General features: G+C 35.0%; 23 protein-coding genes, 1 pseudogene and 1 riboswitch. Of the genes and pseudogenes, 16 read left to right on the top strand and 8 right to left on the bottom strand.

The genetic code is table 11. The features are described from left to right. Window positions 1-54 precede the first annotated feature (54 nt). Window positions 55-132: pseudogene (locus tag MHB70_RS22640) on the top strand (DUF2199 domain-containing protein); the annotation flags it as partial. Between the two features lie 39 nt (window positions 133-171). On the opposite strand, the gene MHB70_RS22635 reads toward MHB70_RS22640, so the two are convergent. Both MHB70_RS22635 and hpt read right to left on the bottom strand, forming a co-directional pair. Next, a complete protein-coding gene (locus MHB70_RS22635; protein ID WP_061529463.1) occupies window positions 172-1,074 on the bottom strand; it encodes a diacylglycerol/lipid kinase family protein in 903 nt (300 codons plus the stop codon). Between the two features lie 229 nt (window positions 1,075-1,303). Next, the gene (hpt, locus tag MHB70_RS22630; protein WP_000687583.1) at window positions 1,304-1,831 is read right to left on the bottom strand and encodes a hypoxanthine phosphoribosyltransferase; all 528 of its coding nucleotides are present in this window, start codon (window positions 1,829-1,831) and stop codon (window positions 1,304-1,306) included. A 161-nt stretch (window positions 1,832-1,992) separates the two neighbouring features. Between hpt and MHB70_RS22625 the strand changes: the two genes are divergently transcribed. The 6 genes from MHB70_RS22625 to MHB70_RS22600 all read left to right on the top strand — a co-directional run bounded on the left by MHB70_RS22625 (window position 1,993) and on the right by MHB70_RS22600 (window position 6,633). After that, the gene (locus tag MHB70_RS22625) at window positions 1,993-2,208 is read left to right on the top strand and encodes a hypothetical protein (RefSeq protein ID WP_002039823.1); all 216 of its coding nucleotides are present in this window, start codon (window positions 1,993-1,995) and stop codon (window positions 2,206-2,208) included. A gap of 184 nt (window positions 2,209-2,392) precedes the next feature. After that, complete coding sequence (locus MHB70_RS22620; RefSeq protein ID WP_000415609.1) at window positions 2,393-2,725, top strand: hypothetical protein; 333 nt, start codon at window positions 2,393-2,395, stop codon at window positions 2,723-2,725. A gap of 175 nt (window positions 2,726-2,900) precedes the next feature. Next, on the top strand, window positions 2,901-3,347 hold the full coding sequence (locus tag MHB70_RS22615; RefSeq protein WP_000728020.1) for an LPXTG cell wall anchor domain-containing protein: 447 nt from the start codon (window positions 2,901-2,903) through the stop codon (window positions 3,345-3,347). Window positions 3,348-3,436: 89 nt separating this feature from the next. Further along, window positions 3,437-4,057, top strand: coding sequence for a class D sortase (locus MHB70_RS22610; RefSeq protein WP_000771583.1), 621 nt, complete (start codon window positions 3,437-3,439; stop codon window positions 4,055-4,057). Window positions 4,058-4,096: 39 nt separating this feature from the next. Beyond that, the gene (locus MHB70_RS22605; RefSeq protein WP_000041867.1) at window positions 4,097-4,786 is read left to right on the top strand and encodes a response regulator transcription factor; all 690 of its coding nucleotides are present in this window, start codon (window positions 4,097-4,099) and stop codon (window positions 4,784-4,786) included. Next, complete coding sequence (locus MHB70_RS22600; RefSeq protein ID WP_061529462.1) at window positions 4,783-6,633, top strand: sensor histidine kinase; 1,851 nt, start codon at window positions 4,783-4,785, stop codon at window positions 6,631-6,633. Before MHB70_RS22605 ends, MHB70_RS22600 begins: the two co-directional genes overlap by 4 nt. A 222-nt stretch (window positions 6,634-6,855) precedes the next feature. Here MHB70_RS22600 and thiT read toward each other — a convergent pair whose 3' ends face one another. After that, window positions 6,856-7,524 carry an energy-coupled thiamine transporter ThiT gene (gene thiT / locus MHB70_RS22595; protein ID WP_001246601.1) on the bottom strand — a complete coding sequence of 223 codons (669 nt, stop codon included), beginning with the start codon at window positions 7,522-7,524 and terminating at the stop codon, window positions 6,856-6,858. Between the two features lie 86 nt (window positions 7,525-7,610). Continuing rightward, window positions 7,611-7,712, bottom strand: a riboswitch (TPP riboswitch). A gap of 194 nt (window positions 7,713-7,906) precedes the next feature. On the opposite strand from thiT, the gene MHB70_RS22590 reads away from it, so the two are divergent. From MHB70_RS22590 to MHB70_RS22580, 3 genes are read left to right on the top strand one after another with little or no spacing between them, the layout of a single operon-like run. Beyond that, window positions 7,907-8,134: a FeoA family protein gene (locus tag MHB70_RS22590; protein ID WP_000060512.1), complete on the top strand. Its 228-nt coding sequence runs from the start codon at window positions 7,907-7,909 to the stop codon at window positions 8,132-8,134. Beyond that, window positions 8,131-10,119: a ferrous iron transport protein B gene (gene feoB, locus MHB70_RS22585; protein ID WP_001044841.1), complete on the top strand. Its 1,989-nt coding sequence runs from the start codon at window positions 8,131-8,133 to the stop codon at window positions 10,117-10,119. The genes MHB70_RS22590 and feoB overlap by 4 nt, the downstream gene beginning before the upstream one ends. Window positions 10,120-10,132: 13 nt before the next feature. After that, the gene (locus tag MHB70_RS22580; protein WP_000989598.1) at window positions 10,133-10,303 is read left to right on the top strand and encodes a FeoB-associated Cys-rich membrane protein; all 171 of its coding nucleotides are present in this window, start codon (window positions 10,133-10,135) and stop codon (window positions 10,301-10,303) included. Window positions 10,304-10,340: 37 nt separating this feature from the next. Here MHB70_RS22580 and MHB70_RS22575 read toward each other — a convergent pair whose 3' ends face one another. Further along, a complete protein-coding gene (locus MHB70_RS22575) occupies window positions 10,341-10,919 on the bottom strand; it encodes a lipoprotein BA_5634 family protein (protein ID WP_061529461.1) in 579 nt (192 codons plus the stop codon). Between the two features lie 420 nt (window positions 10,920-11,339). Between MHB70_RS22575 and MHB70_RS22570 the strand changes: the two genes are divergently transcribed. The 5 genes from MHB70_RS22570 (at window position 11,340) to MHB70_RS22550 (ending at window position 14,284) form a co-directional block, all read left to right on the top strand. Then, window positions 11,340-12,005 (top strand): PspA/IM30 family protein, encoded by a 666-nt coding sequence (locus MHB70_RS22570; RefSeq protein ID WP_000110292.1) that lies wholly within the window; start codon window positions 11,340-11,342, stop codon window positions 12,003-12,005. A 198-nt stretch (window positions 12,006-12,203) separates the two neighbouring features. Beyond that, on the top strand, window positions 12,204-12,608 hold the full coding sequence (locus MHB70_RS22565; RefSeq protein WP_000220091.1) for a DUF350 domain-containing protein: 405 nt from the start codon (window positions 12,204-12,206) through the stop codon (window positions 12,606-12,608). Between the two features lie 21 nt (window positions 12,609-12,629). Then, the gene (locus MHB70_RS22560; RefSeq protein WP_000051753.1) at window positions 12,630-13,136 is read left to right on the top strand and encodes a DUF4178 domain-containing protein; all 507 of its coding nucleotides are present in this window, start codon (window positions 12,630-12,632) and stop codon (window positions 13,134-13,136) included. Window positions 13,137-13,148: 12 nt separating this feature from the next. Continuing rightward, window positions 13,149-13,967 carry a DUF4247 domain-containing protein gene (locus MHB70_RS22555; RefSeq protein ID WP_000071184.1) on the top strand — a complete coding sequence of 273 codons (819 nt, stop codon included), beginning with the start codon at window positions 13,149-13,151 and terminating at the stop codon, window positions 13,965-13,967. A gap of 98 nt (window positions 13,968-14,065) precedes the next feature. Continuing rightward, window positions 14,066-14,284: a hypothetical protein gene (locus MHB70_RS22550; protein ID WP_000158335.1), complete on the top strand. Its 219-nt coding sequence runs from the start codon at window positions 14,066-14,068 to the stop codon at window positions 14,282-14,284. A gap of 160 nt (window positions 14,285-14,444) precedes the next feature. On the opposite strand, the gene MHB70_RS22545 is transcribed toward MHB70_RS22550, so the two are convergent. Together MHB70_RS22545 and MHB70_RS22540 are read right to left on the bottom strand one after the other, a co-directional pair. Further along, window positions 14,445-15,317 (bottom strand): YitT family protein, encoded by an 873-nt coding sequence (locus MHB70_RS22545; protein WP_000415908.1) that lies wholly within the window; start codon window positions 15,315-15,317, stop codon window positions 14,445-14,447. A gap of 187 nt (window positions 15,318-15,504) precedes the next feature. Further along, a complete protein-coding gene (locus tag MHB70_RS22540; RefSeq protein ID WP_000965211.1) occupies window positions 15,505-16,542 on the bottom strand; it encodes a YdcF family protein in 1,038 nt (345 codons plus the stop codon). Between the two features lie 825 nt (window positions 16,543-17,367). Here MHB70_RS22540 and MHB70_RS22535 point away from each other — a divergent pair. After that, a complete protein-coding gene (locus tag MHB70_RS22535; protein WP_002039815.1) occupies window positions 17,368-17,601 on the top strand; it encodes a spore germination protein in 234 nt (77 codons plus the stop codon). A 296-nt stretch (window positions 17,602-17,897) separates the two neighbouring features. Here MHB70_RS22535 and cydB read toward each other — a convergent pair whose 3' ends face one another. Together cydB and cydA are read right to left on the bottom strand one after the other, a co-directional pair. Then, complete coding sequence (gene cydB / locus MHB70_RS22530) at window positions 17,898-18,926, bottom strand: cytochrome d ubiquinol oxidase subunit II (protein WP_000017645.1); 1,029 nt, start codon at window positions 18,924-18,926, stop codon at window positions 17,898-17,900. Next, window positions 18,916-20,265, bottom strand: a complete 1,350-nt coding sequence (gene cydA, locus MHB70_RS22525; protein WP_001286179.1) for a cytochrome ubiquinol oxidase subunit I — start codon at window positions 20,263-20,265, stop codon at window positions 18,916-18,918. Before cydA ends, cydB begins: the two co-directional genes overlap by 11 nt. Window positions 20,266-20,344: the final 79 nt, after the last annotated feature.

Raw genomic sequence — 20,344 nt, 5'->3', positions numbered from 1 at the left:
CGTTATTTATGTCCTAAAATATGCTAAACTTCATGCACATTTAATGTACTTACTTTAGCGATCGAACAAAGAAATGGAATTACTTTGGAGAGAGTTAAAGAAATACAAGAAATGATTCAACAACATAACTAGATTAGAAGAGAAAAAACGAGTGATAGCACTCGTTTTTTCTTATACAACCGCAGGATTATAAATCATCGTAAAGTGCCCTTGCAACAATTCAATATGACACGGTGTATGAAGTGAACTTTCGCCATCTGTATCTACTTCTTTTTCTTCTTCTGTTTCAATATGAATGGATTTCGCCTTTACATGGAAAATATCATTTTCATTTGAGTCTTCAAATAGTTTCTTTCCGATATAATCTTTAAACGCTTGAATGCCTGTTGACTTAACTACGAAAATATCAAGTGTACCGTCATCACATTTTACGTTCGGAATAAAGGAGGGAATACCACCAAGATATTCACCGTTTCCAACCATAACAAGAACAGCTTCATCTTCATATACTTGTCCGTCGTAAGTGATTTTAACTGGGAATGTTTCAGCATTTTTTACAGTTCGAATTGTGCTTAAGTAGTAGCCGATTTTTCCAAGTTTTGCTTTTTCTTCTGCATCGATATTGTTTGATACTTCAGATACGAGACCAATGCCCCAGAAGTTTAAGAAATGTTGTCCATTTGCTTTTGCAACGTCAACTGGTTTTACGTGTTCCTTTGTGATAAGTTTTGCCGCTTCTGGAATGTTTTGCGGAACACCAAGTGTGCGAGAGAAGTCGTTGCAAGTTCCGCCTGGAATAATTGCAAGTGTAGGTCTAGTTTCAAGAGGAGCTAAGCCGTTTGTGCATTCAAATACAGTTCCGTCACCGCCAAAGACGATAATTAAATCTACTTTACTAGCAAACTCCTGACAATATTTTGTTGCATCACCTTGTTTTTTCGTATGAAGGATACGTAAGTCAGGAAAATTCGCCGCAAGAGGTGGTACGATTTTCGCTAAATTTGTATGTAAGTCGCCTTGTCCAGCTTTTGGATTTACGATGAGGAGTACTTTTTCAAATTTTTTCTTTGTCATTTTTATTCTCTCCCTTTGTCTTTTACGAATTGTGATAGAAAATAAACTTCCATCAGTAATTGATGGAAGTTTACCCCGATTAACGGGCAGTAAGACTCCCACCTCAAATTTCGCCGAATACGAGGAAGTCAGGTGGGAGATTAACTGCCCGTAAAAGCCCGATTGGTGAAGGCTAATAATCAGTGGGAGAAAAAAACCACTGATTAAAGTTTCACTTTATTTTATTATATTACTCCGTTACAACTGAAGCGATAAATGGTAAGTTACGATATTTTTCTGCGCAGTCGATACCGTAGCCAACGATAAATTCGTCTGGAATTTGGAAGCCAACATATTCAGCTTTTAAGTCCACTTTACGGCGTTCAGGTTTATCAAGTAACGTACAGAATTTCAATGCTTTTGGTTTGTGCATGAAGAAGTGATCTTTTAAGAAGTGAAGTGTTAAACCAGAATCGATAATGTCTTCTACGACAATTACGTTTTTTCCAGTAATGTTTACATCGATATCTTTTAATAGTTTTACTTTTCCAGTTGTTTCTGTTTGATTTCCGTAGCTAGATGCAGAGATAAAGTCGATTGTTACTTCGTTTTTAATGTGACGAATTAAATCAGCAGCGAATACGAATGAACCTTTTAATACTGCGATTACTACGATTTCTTCTCCTTCAAAGTCACGCTCGATTTGAAGTGCTAGTTCTTTTACTTTTGCTTGTAATTGTTCTTCAGAAATTAAAGTGTCTTTTATTTCAATTTTCATTTGAATCCTCCTACAGTGTAAAACTTGTGAACATTTCGACTGTAAAGGATAGAAAGAAAAAAGTCAAAGAAGACATAAGGTTTTTACAAAAATCCCCACAAAATAATCAGATGATATGATATACTGATTACATTAAGATAACGCTTCCACAAAGGGTGATTATGATGAAAAAGAAACAGTATACAAGTGTAACATTTATAAAAGCATTGCTGTTAACAATTGTTCTTGGTATGTTGGCTTACATAATTGATGTACCTGCAATTCGCATTTCACTAATTGGAATGACTTTAGTATTAGGCGCAATTTCCCACGGTATGATATCACAGCTCAAAGAAGCTGGACTTGATAATATGAAAAATCATATAGATAAGAATTAAGAAACCCTCACGTATATATAGTGAAGGTTTTTTCGTTTCTTACAAAACTGTAAGGTAGTTGTAAGACAAATCGATAGTTGCATAATAGTATTTTGGATAAACTAGGGGTGTAAGGTAAAAGGCAAGCACATTTTAGGTAAATTAAGTTTTAGGCACTCTATATGTGAAGAAGGAGTAGGAGGGCATGGAGAAACGTTGGACAACCTTTTCTTTTTTAGCGACTAGTAACACCGTAATGCTAGCTGGAGAAATGGATTTTTTGCACTTGTTTGATCGTAAAGACGATCATTCTTCTTCGCAAATTACAATGAAATGGCGTAAATGGAGCGAAAGTTGTAGATTGGAAGAAGAGGCCCCTAACGAAGAGCAAAAGATTATTTTAACAAATCCTATTAAAGCGTGGGTTGTTCAACGTCGTAAGTGTAACGTCAAAAATCACTTCAAGAAAACTGAGCCGAGACAATTAGTTATCGCTCCGGCCCGCTCTACTTCTGAAACACGCGAAAGTAACATGTAAATATTGAGACACGCACTCAAAAAACATCGTATATATTGCGATGTTTTTTATTTTTCTACAATGAAATCTTTAAATGAAATATATTTCATCTGCATCTTATATTTATCTCTCTTGTTTATTCTAGTGATACATCCGATGCGAAGTGATGTAAAACGTATAAGAGGAGAGAGATAAAATGAAAAAGAAACTATTACCGATCTGTGCAATGGCACTTTTAACAGTAGGATATTCTTCAGTAGCAAGTGCGGATACTGGAACAGTAACAAAGGAAGAAGAAGCGCAAGTGCAACAAGATAAAGCTAAAAAAGAAGAAGCAATTAAGGCGCAGCAAAAAAATGAAGAAGAGAAAAAGCAAGCGGCACAAGTCCAAGAGAAAAGTGATATGGCTAAAAAAGAAGCTGCGATAAAAGAGCAACAAAAGAATGAAGTAAGGAAAAAAGAAGAAGCACAAGTGCAACAAAAAAAAGATGCGGCAAAAAAAGAAGTAGCGAAGCCAGTTGTAAAAGGTGAAAAATTACCAAATACAGCATCTAATAATGTAGCAATGATGGGATTAAGCGCATGTCTTGTAGCGGTAGGTACATTATTTGGTTTGAATCGTCGTAATAAAGTTAAGGCGTAAATAAAATATTGTCCTATAAAGAATGGGATAATTTCACATATTAAAAATGGTAGGTTATTCCTACCATTTTTTGCATGGAGGGATGAAACATGAAGTTACTCAATTATATCGGTATCATATTGATGGCCATAGGGCTATTCATGGGATCATATTACGCTGTGGAATGGTATAAAGGAAAAAGCTCTGCGCAAGAATTAACGGCAGAAGAAATAAAGAATCTTAAAAATATACAAGATACTCAACTTGCTCATGAAACACCTGTAACTTCTCAAGTGCCTTCTTCTCAAATAGAACATAAAGAAGGAGAAAAAGTAGCAATGTTAAATATACCGAAAATAAAGAAGAAGTTTTCTATATATTGGGGAGCGAATGATGCAACGCTCAAAAAAGGAGTTGGTATGTTTGTTAGCGATTTAACGACAACGCCATCTGGAGGGGGACATACTGTATTAAGTGGGCACCGGGATACTGTATTTACAGATTTAGGAGAGTTGAAAGAAAAGGATACTCTTACTTTAGAGTATGATAATAAAACTTACACATATGAAATTCAAAAGACGTGGATTACCCATGCGGATGATCGTACTGTTATTATAAAAAAAGAAGAACCACTATTAACACTGACAACTTGTTACCCATTTGATTATATAGGAGATGCACCGGATAGATATATTATCGAGGCGAAGTTAACTGCTAGTTATTCAAAATAAAATTATAGTTTCTGAAGGCGAGAGGGGGATACATAGGTTATGTCAAAAAACATTTTAATTGTTGAAGATGAAGAGATTTTACGTGAAATATTAAAAGATTATTTTTTAAGTGAACAATATGTAGTGTTTGAAGCAAGGGACGGGAAAGAAGCTTTAGTTGTATTTGAAGAAGAAGAGGTTGATTTAGTTATTTTAGATATTATGTTGCCGGAACTCGATGGATGGTCTGTTTGCCGAAGAATTCGGAAGACGTCCGAGGTGCCTATTATTATGTTGACGGCGCGCGTAGATGAAGATGATACGTTACTTGGTTTTGAACTTGGGGCAGATGACTATGTGACGAAGCCGTACAGTCCACCAATTTTATTAGCAAGAGCGAAACGATTATTAGAAAGTAGAAAAGCATCGAAGAAACCTTTAGAGAATGAAGATGATACGTTATCAATTCATGGTATCCACGTTCATTTTCCATCACGTACTGTTACTGTTGATGAGGTAGATGTTAGTTTAACGCATACGGAGTTTGAAATATTGGTGTATTTCATGAAAAACCAAGGAATTGTACTAACAAGGGAACAATTAATTTCAAGAATTTGGGGATACGAATTTGCTGGCGATGATCGAACAGTTAATAGCCATATTCGTAATTTGCGAAATAAATTAGGAGAGAAAGCAAAGTACATTACAACTGTAGTACGAACTGGATATAAATTTGAGGGGAATGTATGAGAAAAGGGATTGTACTAAAATTATTTACTCTCACAACAGCATTATGTATGTTAATTTTAGCGACGATATTTATTGGACAAACGATATTTTTCAAACAATATTATGCGAATCGAAAAGTAGAAGATATTAAAGTGAATTTAAATTCCTTTGAAAAGAATTATTTAAATTACGCAGGAAATGCAGAAGGAATTCAGAAACTGGAGCAAGACTTTTTTAGAGAAAATAATACGTGGATTACGACATTAGATCAGAATGGGAATTTAAAACATGTGGATGATTTTTATTTTGAGGTAACGATAGACCGTAGGAAACAAAAGGAGTTTGGACAACAAATATTCAAGATTCCCTTATACAATCTCGTCAATATAGAGGAGATTGATAATAAATCATCAGATCAGTTTTTAGGACAAACAATGTCTGTTTCTGGGATGAAACAAGAAGATAGTTTTATTCCATTCTCTTTCATGTTAAGTAAGCAAAATTTAAATGGATCTAATAAGCCATTAGAAAAAGCGTTTCAGGAGAAAATTAAATTAGATGAGGAGAAAAGGAGAGCAGCTGGGGAGCAACTTGTTAAGGAAAAGAAACCAGCTGTTCAGGAAGAAGCTACTCAGGAATTAGGCTTTTACATAGAAGGACGTGTTACAAAAGTACAGTTCCCAGATGTAAAAGGTCCTGTGAATCCAATTTATAAAAATAGTATATTCTTGGATAACATAAAAGAATTTCAAACGGATTTATTATTAAAAGAGAGCAAGCACATACAATATGCAACACAAACAATGGACTATGAAAAAAATGATATAAAATATAAATTATTAATTAAGCCAATAAAAGAAAAAGATGGATCAGTAGCATATATATATGCGATGGCTTCTTTACAACCAGTAGATGAGGCTGTACAAATGGTACAAGATTATTACATTTACATTATTGCATTTGTAGTCGTTTTGGTTTTTCTAGCTTCGTTTTATTACTCGAAACAAATTGCAAAACCGCTACTAAAAATAAATGATACAACGAAAAAAATAGCGCATTTAGATTTCACAGAAAAAATACCAATTACTTCAAAAGATGAAATTGGTGATTTATCGAAAAATATTAATACGCTATCGAATAAACTCCATTCGCATATTGGACAGCTAGAACAAGATATTGAAAAGGAAAGAAAGCTAGAAAAGACGCGGAAGGAATTCATTTCTGGTGTTTCACATGAATTAAAAACACCGTTAAGTATTATGAAAAGCTGTATTTCTATTTTAAAGGATGGGGTAGCTGAACATAAAAAAGAGTACTATTTTCAAGCGATGGAACGAGAAGTAGATAAAATGGATACGTTAATTTTAGATATGCTTGAGTTAGCTAAATTTGAGTCAGGTACATATAAAATGAAAATGGATTCATTTTATATCGATACAGTAATTGAAGATATATGTGAACACCTTTCTGTAGAAATAGAGAAAAAAGAACTTCGTGTTCATAAAAATATAGGTCCATTTGAAGTAGTCGCAAATCAAGGCCGGATTGAACAAGTCATCGTGAACTTCATTACGAATGCCATACGTTATACACCGAATAAAGAGGATATTATTATTTCTACAATAGATGAGAAAAATCGTATAAAAGTGTGTATTGAAAATAAAGGTACTCATATTGAAGAAGAGCAATTAGATAAAATTTGGGATCGTTTTTATCGCGTGGATGCAGCACGTCATCGTTCACAAGGTGGAACAGGGCTTGGGCTTGCTATTTCAAAGAATATTTTAGAACTGCACGATGCTGAATATGGGGTAAAGAATACAGAAGATGGTGTGTTATTTTACTTCTACTTACTGAAAAAAGCGTAGATCATACATGCTACGCTTTTTTTTAAGTTATTTTCATATTATCTTTACCTAATCTTTATTTTTAAGAGATATAATCTTGTTAGAAAAAGAGGTTATGTAAGGAGTAGATTAGCCATGAATAGCAATTTACTAGGTGTGATGGTATTTATTTTTCTTTGTGCATTTATTGTATTTATTATCGATATTACTCATTGAGAATTTTGATATAAAAAAGGGCGCTAGTTAAGCGCCCTTTTTGTTTGCATTTATTTGATAAGCATTGATGCTTTTGAATAAGCGTGGTGAAGTGATAAATAAAAATATAAGTAAAACTGTACATAGAATAAAAGAACCAAGCATTGTGCTGCCATTTACGATTAATGAATATAGCACAGCTGATTGACCTTTCGGTGCATATTGTCCCCAGAAAATAATACCGGCAATAAAGTGACAGAAGTAACGAGCTAGACTACCGATAAATGTAGCAACGATAATGAATCCAATTACTTTCTTTCCTTGGTTTTGTTTTGATGAAGGTTTATCTTTATGGCTACTTAAGTTTGATTGTTCGTTGCCATTCGCATTAGATGCTAAAAGTGCATTTTGAATTGGACGATAGAATAACCCGGCAAATCCGATAAAAGCAAAGGCAATGAAGTACTCAATGAATGCTTGAACTGGTGTTAAAATGTAGGCATCACCTACGACAATTTGTAACAGTCCCCAAACTAAACCACCTAAGAAAGCTGATTTAAAGCCCCAGCGGTAAGCAATAATAAAAATAGGAATCATAGCGAATGAGATAGAACCGCCTGTTGGAAGTTTAATTGATAATGGTAAAATGTCGATGACCATGGCGAAGGCTGCAAGAATAGCAGATTCGATCATCGCTTGTAAATTAGTGTTACGCATGTTGTCTCCCCCTAAATCCAAGTTGTACAAAAAAGAATAGATATCATAGGAGGATACGAAATACGTAAATAAAAATGAGGTATGTATTTCGGACGTTTGCACAATCCCTGCGTTAGCATTAACTAACAGGTTCGAAGGGTCGGAACGAAGTGTTCCCTCTCAGCGGCATGGCTCCCCCAGTGATAACGAGATTCTTTATTTGCTATTGTTTATTGTAAGCGAAATGGATGAGAATGGCAAACGAATACAGTATGACAATAATTGAAATACAATTGTAGCGAAATGTTAATAAATATGAAGCAAAAGGGTATAGTACAAGAGAAATTGGGTGTGGTATAATTTTTTTGAAAATAATTATCATTCTCTTCTGAGGGGGAAGGTTATGAGCTTAGTAGATATTAAAATTGGAGAGAAAGTGTTAGTAAAAAGTATTCAGTCTTTAGATCAGCTATTAAAGCGTAGACTAGCTGCTTTCGGTCTTGCTGAAGGAAGCGAACTTCGCCTGAAACAGAAAGCGATGTTTAAAGGTCCTTGTACATTGGAGTGTCGTGGACAGTTAATTAGTATTCGTCATTGTGACGCGAAAATGATAAAGGTGGAATTAGCGTGAATAAGGTAGCTTTGCTAGGGAATCCGAATACAGGGAAGACATCATTATTTAATGCACTTACTGGTTCTTATGAATATGTAGGAAACTGGAGCGGTGTAACAGTAGAAAAGAAGGTTGGTAAATTAAAAGATAGACAAGGAACATTAATTGATTTACCAGGTGTTTATGATTTAAATCCAGTTTCACGTGATGAAGGTGTTGTAACAAACTTTCTATTAACAGAAGAATTTAATCATATGTTAAATATCGTAGATTCCTCGCAGTTTGAAAGAAATATGCATTTAACGTTGCAGTTACTTGAATTTGGTAAGCCAGTCTCAATTGGTTTAAACATGGTTGATGTGGCGAAGCAAAGAGGAATTGTAATTGATGTAAAACGATTATCAGAACTATTAGGTGTAACAGTTGTGCCTGTCGTTGCAAGAAGTGGAAAAGGCTGTGAAGAACTGCTTACGACTCTTAAAGAAAATGACAAAAAAGAGAAAAAGCCATTCCTTATTTCATATGGTGTACAAATGGATGAAGGAATTGGAGAAGTAATTGCTCTTTTAGAGACAGTGAATTACGAGCATCCGAGATGGTTAGCACTTCAATTTTTAAGCAATAACGAAGTAGTAGAAAAAGAAATAAAAGCATTACCAATTTATAAGGAACTCATAGCCATTCGATCTCGCTTAGAAGGAAAACTTGATTGTACGTTAGAAGAGCACATTTACAAAACTCGTGAAGCGTATATTGAAAAGTTAAAAACAAATGTTATGAAGCATGAGAAAGAAGGAAAAATTCCTTTTTCAGAAAAAATTGATAGATTAATTACACATAAAATTTTAGGACTTCCAATCTTTTTAGCAGTTATGTTTTTTATTTTTCAGGTTACGTTTACTTGGATTGGTACACCTTTATCGGATATGTTAGATGAGTTTTTTGGTGGCCAGCTTACGGATTGGGTGACGGCTGGACTTACAAGTATTGGAGCTTCTGATTTTATTCAAGCGCTTGTTACAGAAGGTATTATTGCCGGTGTTGGTGCTGTGTTAGTATTCGTTCCACAAATCTTTGCACTATTCTTTTTCATTTCATTATTAGAAGACTCAGGGTATATGGCGCGAATTGCAGTTGTTATGGATAGAATTATGGAGTTCTTCGGTTTAAATGGAAAAGCCTTTATTCCGATGATTATCGGTTTTGGCTGTAACGTTCCAGGTATTATGGCAGCGAGAACGATTGAACAGGAGAAAGAGCGTTTACTTACAATTTTAGTAACACCATTTATGTCTTGTTCAGCACGTTTACCTGTATATGCATTATTTGCGGGAGTGTTCTTCCCTCATAGTCAGGCAACTGTTGTGTTCTCTTTATACGTTGCAGGGATTGTCCTTGCGTTATTAGTTACAAAAATAATGTCTCTTACTATTTTAAAAGCGGAAAAATCTATTTTCGTCATTGAACTACCGCCTTACCGCGTGCCACAAGCGAAAACGTTATGGCTTAGCACATGGGAAAAAGGGAAAGGGTTTGTTCGTAAAGCTGGTACATTCATCTTTGGTGGTTCGGTTGTCATTTGGCTATTAAATTATGCAGGTCCATCAGGATTTGGTGTTGATATGGGAGACAGTTACTTAGCGATGATTGGTGGATTTATCGCACCGCTATTTGCACCGCTAGGCTTTGGAACGTGGCAAGCTGCAGCATCCCTTTTAACAGGATTTTTAGCGAAAGAAGTTGTCGTTTCTACAATGGCGATTATTTATGCGGTTAAAGAAGATGTGCTTGGAAACGTAATGGGAGCACATTATACAGCATTATCAGCGTATGCATTTATGTTCTTTATTTTATTATACGTTCCGTGCTTAGCGACAGTAGCTGTTATTAAACGTGAAACAGGATCAGCGAAATGGACGATTTTCTCAGTCGTTTATCCGCTCGTAGTTGCTTATGTATTAACGCTTATTATATACCAAGTTGGATCTTTACTCGGATTCTAAAAGGAGATGTATGATGATGGTCAATATTATAATTGGAGCTATCATTTTTGGTTATGCAGCATATACGTTAGTTAATTTCGTAAAAAGAAGTAAAAAAGGAAAATGCGCAGCATGTTCTTTAAATAAGTCATGTCAGTCGCAAACCTGTAGTCCGGATATGGAGCAAATTGCTCATAATAAATAGAAAAAAGCTTTGCGAATTTCGCAAGGCTTTTTTTGTTTTACTTTTTAATTTTTACAAGTTGAGAAGCTTCTACTCCATTTGCTCCAGGTAGCTCTTTGCTTGGGTCTTTATCAAATTTCAAAATACCTACAGATTTTTCTTCACCTTTTACATTTACATATGTTGCATCATCAACGATAGCAAACATGTCTGCATAAGAACGGCCATCACCGATAATTGTATTGCCTTCATATTTTAATTTCGCGCCATCAATTGTAGCATTTTCAACTTTGTTTTTTGCGAATAATACACCTTGTTCTGTTGTTACAGCTGGTAATTTATCGATTGCCTTTGTATCATCATTTTTGCTGACTTTTTTAAGTAATTCTTTCTTAACAAGTTCATCACCAGTTTTCTTATCCATTACAAGTACTTTTTTACCCTCTAATGTTGTCATTTTCATTTTATAGAAGTCTTTTTCTTTTACTTCTTTCTTATTTTGATCTGTAATTTTTTGAACTTGCTCTTCTGATCCGTACAATACAAAGCCGTTTGCCTTTTCTCCTAATAAAGAACAACCTGATAATGCTCCGAATGAAATTGCTGCTGCTAATCCGATTCCTACTAATTTTTTCATGATGATTTCTCCTTGTCATATGTTTTATAGTAAATACAGTTTTTGTATTAGTTCTTACAGTTTGAGAAGCTTGTTTGTTGCTTCTGGTATTAGTGTATAAGAAATATCGGAATGTAACTATCGAGTTAGCTTACAGTAACATTACAATAATGTAATTTAGTGAAAGTAAATAAAAATAAGTCAATTTTTGGTGGTTTTAATTATAATATATTGGTAATATAATATATTAGGAATACAATGTTATATCTGGAATGTCATATTATATTGGTTATATTTTGGAAATAACATGTAAGGACATATTAGTTTTGTTATAATAAACACATAGGCTGTAAAAATGAATATTCTTTACTGTAAAGGGAGATTTTTAAGTTTTCCAAGTAGTGAATTTGAAATATGAGGTATATCATAGGAGGAATTTGGATGTCTGTATTTAAACGATTACGAGATTTAACAATGTCAAATGTGTATTCATTAATTGAAAAAGCGGAAGATCCAGTTAAGATGACGGATCAATATTTACGCGATATGCAAGCGGATGTACAAGAAGCTGAGAAAAGTGTAGCAGCTCAAATCGCGCTTGAGAAAAAGTTTAAATTATTATTTGAAGAACAAGAAGCACTTGTGAAAAAGCGTGAAGATCAAGCTCATATGGCTGTTCAAGCTAGTAACTTAGATCTTGCGCGCCGTGCACTAGAAGAAAAACAAAATGCAGAGCAAAAAATGAATGAGTATAAAGCAAGCTATGAGCAAAATAAAGCAGCTGCTGATAATCTTCGTGCGAAGTTAGAAGAAATGCGTAAGCAATTAACAGAGCTGAAAAATAAACGTGAAACACTTGTAGCACGTGTAAATGCAGCGAAAGCACAAAAGAATATTAATCAGGCGATGTCTGGGTTTGATTCAAATTCAGCAAAAGCTGGTTTAAGCCGTATGGAAGAGAAAGCTCTTCAATTAGAAGCTGAAGCAGAAGCAAGCGGTGAAGTTTACAAAAAAGAAAAGTCATTAGATGATGAATTCGCAAGCTTAAACAAAAATTCTGCTGTTGACGATGAATTAGCTCGTATTATGAAGCAGTATGAGAAATAATATAGAATAGAGACAAATGAACCGACATGTCTAAACAAATTCATGTCGGTTTTCTATTACCCCGCTATTTGCCGGTAGTAAGACTCCCGCCCCAACATTTCGTGAAAGCAGAGAGGCTGGTGGGAGCTAATAATCAGTAGGGGATGGAAAACGCCCCACCGATTAAAGTTTCACTTTATATTTAGAGGAGGTTTTGCAATGACATGGATGAATGTAGTAGCCATGCTCGTATGGACTGGAGCGAGTGCAGTACTTTTATTTGCAATTATGTGGGTTGATTCAATTTTTACAAAATACAATGATTTAAAAGAAATAAAAAATGGGAATACAGCTGTAACAACTCGTTTCGTCATGAAATTATTCGCACAAGGGTACATTTTATCTCAATCAATAACGAAAGCGAATGACTTATGGCAAGCACTACTTGCTTCAGCAGTTTCTTTCGTTATTTTACTAGTGGTAGAAATGTTTATTGAGTTTGTGTTAAAGAAAATGTCTGGTTTGGATTTAGAAGAAGGTACGAAAGAAGGCAGTGTTGCGCATGCGATGTTAGCTGGATCATTACATATTGTTGGTGCACTTATTTTAGGTGCTTGTTTATAAAGAGAAAAGGAGGGGTAGATTGTGAGCTTATTTAAACGAATTAAAAATATAATGAAAAGTCCAGAGCCGCCGAAGCCGGAAAAGAGTCTTTTGACATTAGCTCCTGGCGATATGATTGAAGTTTCATTAGTTATGTACGAATTAACTGGAAAAACGAGCATGCATTCTCGTAAGGAGATTGTTTTAACACTGCAAGATGGGAAAGATATTCGTTATTTGAAAATTGAAGATCGTGAAAATACGTATTACAAATTATATACACCAATTGATGGTCGTTTAGATTCAATTGATGAAGTTCCGACGACAATTGAAATGGATGATACCGAGTACCATATGGAAGAGCAATATAACGGACGTGTTGTTGTAATGGGAAAAACACCATTCTCTGCTTCAGAAGAACAGTACGTATGGGAATTTCAATCTGATAACCGAAAATTATTACGTATTGAATGGCAAAATGGTCGCACAATGATGTATGAGGGAGAAGCAATCATTCCTGCAGATGTACAAATTATAAGAGCAACGTAAGGGGGCGTAATCATGTCAAACCGATTGTTTACCATGATTAAATCGTTCGTGATCCCTATACTTGCTATCGTTATTTTACTTGTTGTTGCCGGTTATGCTTTATCAGGCTGTCAAGGCGGGCAGACGAAGTCGATTCAAGACCGTTATCCACTCGAGTCTGTTGCAAAGGAAGGTAAACAAGAATCTTACGTGTATAGGGCCGCCAATCGGTCTGTTCCTGAAGTAGCAAAGGAACTCATTAATGAAAGAGAACCGAAGCAAGCATCTAAAGAAGACGAAAATCAAATGTTCCTCGTTTATTCTGATAAGATTTATAATCTGCAAAAGGATAAAGAGAAACCGTCTGATACGTTAATTGAAATAAGTAATAAAGAGTTTGTCCGTCAAAATTACCAACCATCCTTCTTGCAAGGGTATATTATGGGGAGTATATTAAACGATATATTCGGTTCAAAAAAATCATCATCTGGTGATTATCGAGGATATAATGACAGACAAAATCATAAACCAGTTATTCCGGAAAGGCCACCTACGAAAGAAGAAAAGAAAACCCCGCCTCCAATTACGAAGGAAGGGAAAGGATCTATCATTAAGCGAGGCGATAATGTAGATTCGAAGTCATCAGTAGGTGATAAGGGAAGTATTACTGAAAAAGGAAATAATACGACGCCTCCACCTTCTACCGGAAGCAAAGGGAAAATTACAAAAACACCAGGTGGTTCAAGCGGATCAGATGTGAAGCCGAAATCATCTATTAAAACCCCGCCAAGGAATACATCTCCTCCGAAAACGAGGGTCGGTGGTTCAGGAAAAATTACGAAGCGAAGATAGTTAAAAAGATCGAAAAGTAGAATTTGCTTTTCGGTCTTTTTATTATGGAAATTAATTCCTTGTAGCTGGTACAATTAAGTTATAAGGAGGAGATTATTATGACTATATATAAAAGGTTTAGTTTGATTATGTTCCTCGTCTTATTCCTCAGTTTGTTTATTAGCACAACAATGAAATTTCACTTTGTAGTAGGTATTCTATGGATACTATGTACATGTACTCTTTTTCTATATGTTCCGCTTCGTTTTCAACAAGAAGTGCCGGTTTTTCAAAAGTATGTAGAGTGGATTAAACGAGGGAGCCGGTGGGGCGAGTAAAAATATATCAGCGCTTATTGGAATATATCGACCGCAACTCAAAATATATCAGCGATTATTGAAATATATCGACTTACCGACAAAAACTGACAACGATAGCAACTTAATAATAAAACGAGGCTGTGCCAAAATGTTGGCACAGCCTCGTTTTTCATAACGATTAATGAATATCACGTTTCTTGAAATTACCGCCTTTTACTTCTGCTACGTCATAAACTGTAATAAAGGCATTTGGATCGATTTCATTAATAAGATCTTTCATTTTACTTTCTTCTAAACGGTTAATTACACAAGAAATTTCTTTGAATTTCTCTCTTGAATAACCACCGTATACTTCGTTATACGTTGCGCTTCGGCCTAAACGATCGCGAATTGTTTCTACCATTAATTCAGGCTCTTTTGTGATAATTTTAAATGTTTTCGAACCACTTAAACCAACTTCAACGATATGAATCACTTTCGAAGCAATAAAGTAAGCAATTGCCGAAAGAATAGCTCCTTGAAGACCGAATACTGTTGATACGAAAATAAACACGAACATGTTTAAGAATAAAATAAGGTCACTCGTTCCAAAAGGTAACTTGCGAGAAAGTAATACAGCTAGCATATCGATTCCATCTAATGCTCCGCCGTTACGTAATGCTAGTCCCATACCAAAACCGATAATAATACCACCAACAACTGTAACTAATAATGTATCGCCTTCAATAATAGTTGGTATTCCGTGCATGACAACGGTACCTATTGCTAATGAGGCAATCCCGATAATGGAATAAATTGCAAAGCTTTTACCGATTTGCTTATATCCTAACCAAACGAAAGGAATGTTAATAACTGCGATTAGAGCCCCTAATGGCAATCCAAATAATCTTGAACTAACGATACTTAAACCAGTTACACCACCGTCGGATACGTTATTTGGAATTAAGACAGCCTCTAATCCGTACGCTGTAATAAATGCCCCAATAATAATCATCAAAGCTTTTGAAGCGATTTTTAGCTTATTGGGCTTGTTTTTGATAGTTTTCTCCATATAATTTCCTCGTTTCAAACTAGTTTCTTGTTTGTTACATCATTCACACCTAAATTTCATTTTAACATTTAATTTGAAAAAATTCTCCTTTAATGGATGTATGCAGGGAATATTATCGCCATATTATCTTTAAAATATTTTTGAAATGAGTATAAGAAATCCCATCCTTTCAAAGGATGGGATGCTATTAAGAAAATATAAAACTAAGTACTGACACGAATAAAGCGAATCCTAAAATAGCCCCGCAAAACTTCATATGACGTTTACGTCCCATTACGACAATCGCAACGTATTCACGAATCATTGCATTAGGCCAGTAATAAAATGCAGTTTTTGATCCAATTCCTTGGCTATTCAGGCCAGCTTGTCTTGCATATATACCAGCGCGGAAAAGGTGGAAATTATTTGTTGTAAAAATACTTCTATACTTACCTTCAGGTTTTAAAGAGTCCATAATTTCTTTAGAGAACGACATATTTTGATATGTGTTTACAGAGCGATTTTCTTGCACTGTATGTTTAAGAGGAATTCCTTTTTCGACCGCATAATTTTGCATCGCTTCTGCTTCAGGAAGCCCTTCATCTGGACCTTGTCCACCAGAGAAAATAATTGTTGGTGGTGTATTCACAGCTGCTTGTTTCCAATAAAAGTCGATAGCTTTATTAATGCGGCTTGCAAGTAAAGGTGGTACTTTATCATTAATTAAGCCACTACCGAGAACGATGATGAAATCTTGATTACGTCTAGGTCTGTTGAATTGGTATAGAAAATAAGCACTTAAAAAGTTAGATAAGTGTATAAAGAAATATACGCTTATAAGAGAAATACCTGCAAAAATAGGCTCTAAATGTGATGAGACCAAACTTGCTGGATTTATAATAGGGAGTAACATAAAGAATAACATCCCTAAAGCAGCAAGGAGCGTTAAACAGTTAGTGAACCGTCTTCCTTCTCGCTTCATTAAAATTCTTGCATTAAGAAATAATCCAAACATTAAAGCGATAATACCGAAAGGAAGCATAATGAGGAGTGCTAAAAAAGGTAAAAATATAATGTAACGCAAGACAGCACTATCTGAGTTCAAAGATACGATTACGCAAAAAAGAAGGAAAAAACAGATAAAGGCATTAAATAAAAAGCCGTTTATGATTTTTCGCGGATCTTTTAAATAAGAGATAAGAAAAATAATAAACAATATAAGAGGAATAATTCCAAAATACAGCATAAATATAGTACACCTCAACTTGTATAAGAATTTGACATATCTTTTATATTACATGATTTCATAAGTGAAAATGAAAGAAAAAGGATTTTGAATTTTCTCAATAAGTTGTATAGATACATATGTTAAAATGTATGTAAGGCGATATATTAAAAGTAAAGTGGTTGAAAAGGCACTCGGTAGAGTGTCTTTTCTTTTTTGTATGTAATTGTGCATATTATATTTATTTTAAAATGAAGAGGATTAAAATATAAGTTGTAGACAGACTTTATAAAGCAGAATTTTGTACAAGCATTTCCCTCAATTTTTTGTATCTAACAATCGTATAACAATAAAGTGAAACTTTAATCAGTGGGGGATTCATCCCCAGCTGATTATTAGTTGAACCAATCGGGCATTTACAGGCAGTTGATCCCCCACCTAACTTTTTTTCTTTCGCTGAATTTTGAGGTGGGGGTCTTACTGCCCGTTAATGCGGGATAAATAATTCTGTTTTATAGTGTCTGTTTATGAAAAGTGTCTTCTTTGAGGGCACTTTTTGTTGTTTAGTGGAGATGAGTTTTTACTGTTAACATAGTGGAAACTATCTATACTAAACATTAGCAATCTTCCGTATAAACATTATCAATTTACTATATATTCCAGTGGTGTTAAGTTAAATATGAAAGGCTTTCTTTTTCAAAATATTACCCCTAATAAAATTTTGAAGAAGTCAACTGTCTCCAAACTTGCCATTCATGCTTAGAGAAAAAGCACTCATTTTGAGTGCTTTTTCTTATTGAAACATGCTATTTTTATAGGCGATTTTCATAAAATGAAAGTAAGGAAATGAAAGTAGGTGACAATATGCCGGCAGTTGTTGAAGGTGTTATTATTGAAAACTGCAATGGGACGATTAATTTAGGGGATAAATATAACGTGCAACCGATTGAAAAGACGAAAGCTTATAATGGATCGGGATCATCGAACACTGGATTAAATGTGAGAACATTTAGCGGGATTAGTACAGCAGATGTAAGGGATAATGATGTAAATGACCAAGAGATACAATTTACCTTATAGTGCAATATGTAAAATTGCATACAATGATGAATTTGCCCTATGATACAATTTAGTTGTGAGCTGTTTGTGATTCTTCTGTATCATAGTTGTTAGATTGAAAGTATAACATCTTATCCTGCTATTTGCGGGCAGTAAGACTCCCACCTCAATTTAGGTGGGGGATCGAATGTCCGGAAATGTCCGATTGGTGTGGGCTAATAATCAGTGGGGGTGAACAAAACCCCCACTGATTATAGTTTCACTTTATCGAAAATCATACGGAAAAAAGACACTTCAAACGAAGTGTCTTTTTTATCTTAGTGATATCCTTTAGCAGAGTCTTTGTGGATTTTATTTTTAAAAATACTGTAGCTCCAAAGTTGATAGCCAATAACAATTGGTACCATAACTATTGCAACGAAGAACATAATTTTTAAGTTTAATTGGCTACCAGCTGCGTTGTATAACGTTGTACTATAGGCGTCGTTAATGCGAGAAGGTAACATTCTTGGGAACATACCTGCAAAGCCAGTTGTCATAAACATTGCGATTGTTAAGCAAACAAATGTAAAGGCGAGGCCGATTTTATGTTTGTACACCATAATAAGTGCGAGTACACTCATTAACATTGCAAGTACTGGAAGAATAAATAGTACCGGATATTCCGTAAAGTTTTGGAATAAGTTTGTGCGATTTGCAGTTGCTACATAGAAGATAGCTAAAATGATAGCAGCTGCCATTGAAAATGGTCTTGCGATTTTATAAGCACGATCGGATACTTCACCAGTCGTTTTAATCATAACCCAAAGAGCACCAGATACGACGAATATAGCAGTGAAGAACAGACCACCTAAAATACCGTAATGGTTTAGTAAGCTAAGTAAATTTCCTTCATAGCCATTTTTTCCGATTTGTAGTCCGTAATATAGGTTAGCGAATGTAACACCGAATAAAAAAGCGATTAGGAAACTACCAATTGTAAATGCCCATTTACAAGTTTTTTGCCAAATTGGTGAATCATCTTTATGCATAAATTCAAGTCCAGCAGCACGAGCAAATAGTGCAAGTAATACTAAAAATAGTGGTGTGTATAGGTAACTAAACATATTTGCATATGTGATTGGAAAGGCAGCAAATGTTGCGCCACCAGCTGTAATTAACCATACTTCATTACCACCCCAAAATGGACCAATTGCTTCTTGTAATTGATTTCGTTCTTGTCGGTCTTTCGCAACGAATGGGAAAATCATTCCGTTACCGAGTGCGTAGCCATCAAGAATGAAGTAAACTGTCCAAATTACGCCCCATAAACCGAACCAGATGATTGCAAGCATATCATGAGACATGAGCTGTACCTCCTTCAGTAGCAGGCTCTTCTAATGCAGCTGGTCCTTTTTTTGCGAACTTCAGCATTAAGTATACATCTGCAATTAAAAGTAAAGTGTAGAACAATATTAAACTAATTAATGAGAACCAAATTTGTGGAACTGATATAGGTGATACAGATTCTGCTGTACGCATTAGTTTATAAACTGTCCATGGTTGACGACCTACTTCAGCGACAATCCAGCCAGCGTTAATCGCAATGTACGGAAGTAAGACAGACCACATTGTAATTTTTAAATAACGTTTTGAGTTTTCTAGTTTTCCTTTTCGGTTTAAATAGAAACCGAACCAAGTTAATGCCATAAAGAACATGCCAAGTGCGACCATTAAGCGGAAGCTATAGTACACGAGGTTAACGTTTGGACGATCTTCTTTCGGAATATCTTTTAAACCAACAATTTCTCCATCAAATGAGTTTGTATAGAAGAAACTTCCGAGTTTTGGAATTGTAAGTAGTTCAAAGTTCTTTTCATTTTTCACATCAGGAATTTGAATGATTGAGAAACCTTGTCCTTTTCCAGTTTCCCAAACTGCTTCCATCGCAGCGCCTTTAGCAGGTTGATATTTAGCTGCCGATACACCAGATTGATGTCCCATAAACGGTGTAATAGTTGCGGCGAATAAGCCTAACATTAAACCAAACTTAAATGATTTTTTGAAGAATTCCACTTCATTTTTACGTAGCAAGTGATAGGCACTAATGGCCATAACAAAGAAAGCACCAACGATATAACAACTAATTACAGTATGGAAGAACATGTTCCAAGCATATGGATTTGTAACAAGTGCCCAGAAATCATTTAATTCAGCGCGGCCGTTACGTACTACATAGCCAACAGGATTTTGCATAAAGCCGTTTGCTGTAATAATCCAAAGTGCGGAAATATTTGTTCCAAGTGCAACCATCCACATACAGAAGGCACGGAACTTTGGTGAAATTTTGTCTTTACCGAATAACCATATTCCCATGAACGTAGATTCTAAGAAGAAGGCAACGAGTGCTTCGATTGCGAGAGGGGATCCGAAAATATCTCCCATATATTTGGAGTACTCAGACCAGTTTGTTCCAAATTGGAATTCCATCGTAATCCCGGTTATAATCCCCATTACGAAGTTAATTGTAAATAATTTACCCCAGAAATTTGCCATTTTGCGGTATGTTGGATTCAATGTGCGGGCGTATTGAGTTTCCATACATGCTACTAAAATAACAAGTCCGATTGTTAAAGGTACAAATAAAAAGTGATAAAAAATAGTAATTGCAAATTGAAAACGACTTAGTAACAGAACGTCGGACATAATAAATATTCACTCCTTTTTTACATTATCTACAATCAGTTTATAGTGAAAATACGTTTAAAGTATGTGAGACTTGTTA

The sequence above is a fragment of the Bacillus sp. FSL M7-1020 genome, from assembly GCF_038050415.1.
GTDB classification, from domain to species: Bacteria; Bacillota; Bacilli; order Bacillales; family Bacillaceae_G; genus Bacillus_A; species Bacillus_A toyonensis.
This window is presented reverse-complemented; position numbering and strand designations above follow the sequence as displayed.

Coding starts and splice junctions, on each gene's coding strand:
- MHB70_RS22545 (WP_000415908.1), bottom strand. CDS start 15,317: ATGGAGAAAACTATCAAAAACAAGCCCAATAAGCTAAAAATCGCTTCA.
- MHB70_RS22625 (WP_002039823.1), top strand. CDS start 1,993: ATGATGAAAAAGAAACAGTATACAAGTGTAACATTTATAAAAGCATTG.
- MHB70_RS22550 (WP_000158335.1), top strand. CDS start 14,066: ATGACTATATATAAAAGGTTTAGTTTGATTATGTTCCTCGTCTTATTC.
- MHB70_RS22605 (WP_000041867.1), top strand. CDS start 4,097: ATGTCAAAAAACATTTTAATTGTTGAAGATGAAGAGATTTTACGTGAA.
- thiT (WP_001246601.1), bottom strand. CDS start 7,524: ATGCGTAACACTAATTTACAAGCGATGATCGAATCTGCTATTCTTGCA.
- MHB70_RS22565 (WP_000220091.1), top strand. CDS start 12,204: ATGACATGGATGAATGTAGTAGCCATGCTCGTATGGACTGGAGCGAGT.
- cydA (WP_001286179.1), bottom strand. CDS start 20,265: ATGTCCGACGTTCTGTTACTAAGTCGTTTTCAATTTGCAATTACTATT.
- MHB70_RS22615 (WP_000728020.1), top strand. CDS start 2,901: ATGAAAAAGAAACTATTACCGATCTGTGCAATGGCACTTTTAACAGTA.
- MHB70_RS22620 (WP_000415609.1), top strand. CDS start 2,393: ATGGAGAAACGTTGGACAACCTTTTCTTTTTTAGCGACTAGTAACACC.
- MHB70_RS22635 (WP_061529463.1), bottom strand. CDS start 1,074: ATGACAAAGAAAAAATTTGAAAAAGTACTCCTCATCGTAAATCCAAAA.
- MHB70_RS22575 (WP_061529461.1), bottom strand. CDS start 10,919: ATGAAAAAATTAGTAGGAATCGGATTAGCAGCAGCAATTTCATTCGGA.
- MHB70_RS22555 (WP_000071184.1), top strand. CDS start 13,149: ATGTCAAACCGATTGTTTACCATGATTAAATCGTTCGTGATCCCTATA.
- hpt (WP_000687583.1), bottom strand. CDS start 1,831: ATGAAAATTGAAATAAAAGACACTTTAATTTCTGAAGAACAATTACAA.
- MHB70_RS22600 (WP_061529462.1), top strand. CDS start 4,783: ATGAGAAAAGGGATTGTACTAAAATTATTTACTCTCACAACAGCATTA.
- MHB70_RS22610 (WP_000771583.1), top strand. CDS start 3,437: ATGAAGTTACTCAATTATATCGGTATCATATTGATGGCCATAGGGCTA.
- MHB70_RS22535 (WP_002039815.1), top strand. CDS start 17,368: ATGAAAGTAGGTGACAATATGCCGGCAGTTGTTGAAGGTGTTATTATT.
- MHB70_RS22540 (WP_000965211.1), bottom strand. CDS start 16,542: ATGCTGTATTTTGGAATTATTCCTCTTATATTGTTTATTATTTTTCTT.
- MHB70_RS22580 (WP_000989598.1), top strand. CDS start 10,133: ATGATGGTCAATATTATAATTGGAGCTATCATTTTTGGTTATGCAGCA.
- cydB (WP_000017645.1), bottom strand. CDS start 18,926: ATGTCTCATGATATGCTTGCAATCATCTGGTTCGGTTTATGGGGCGTA.
- MHB70_RS22590 (WP_000060512.1), top strand. CDS start 7,907: ATGAGCTTAGTAGATATTAAAATTGGAGAGAAAGTGTTAGTAAAAAGT.
- MHB70_RS22570 (WP_000110292.1), top strand. CDS start 11,340: ATGTCTGTATTTAAACGATTACGAGATTTAACAATGTCAAATGTGTAT.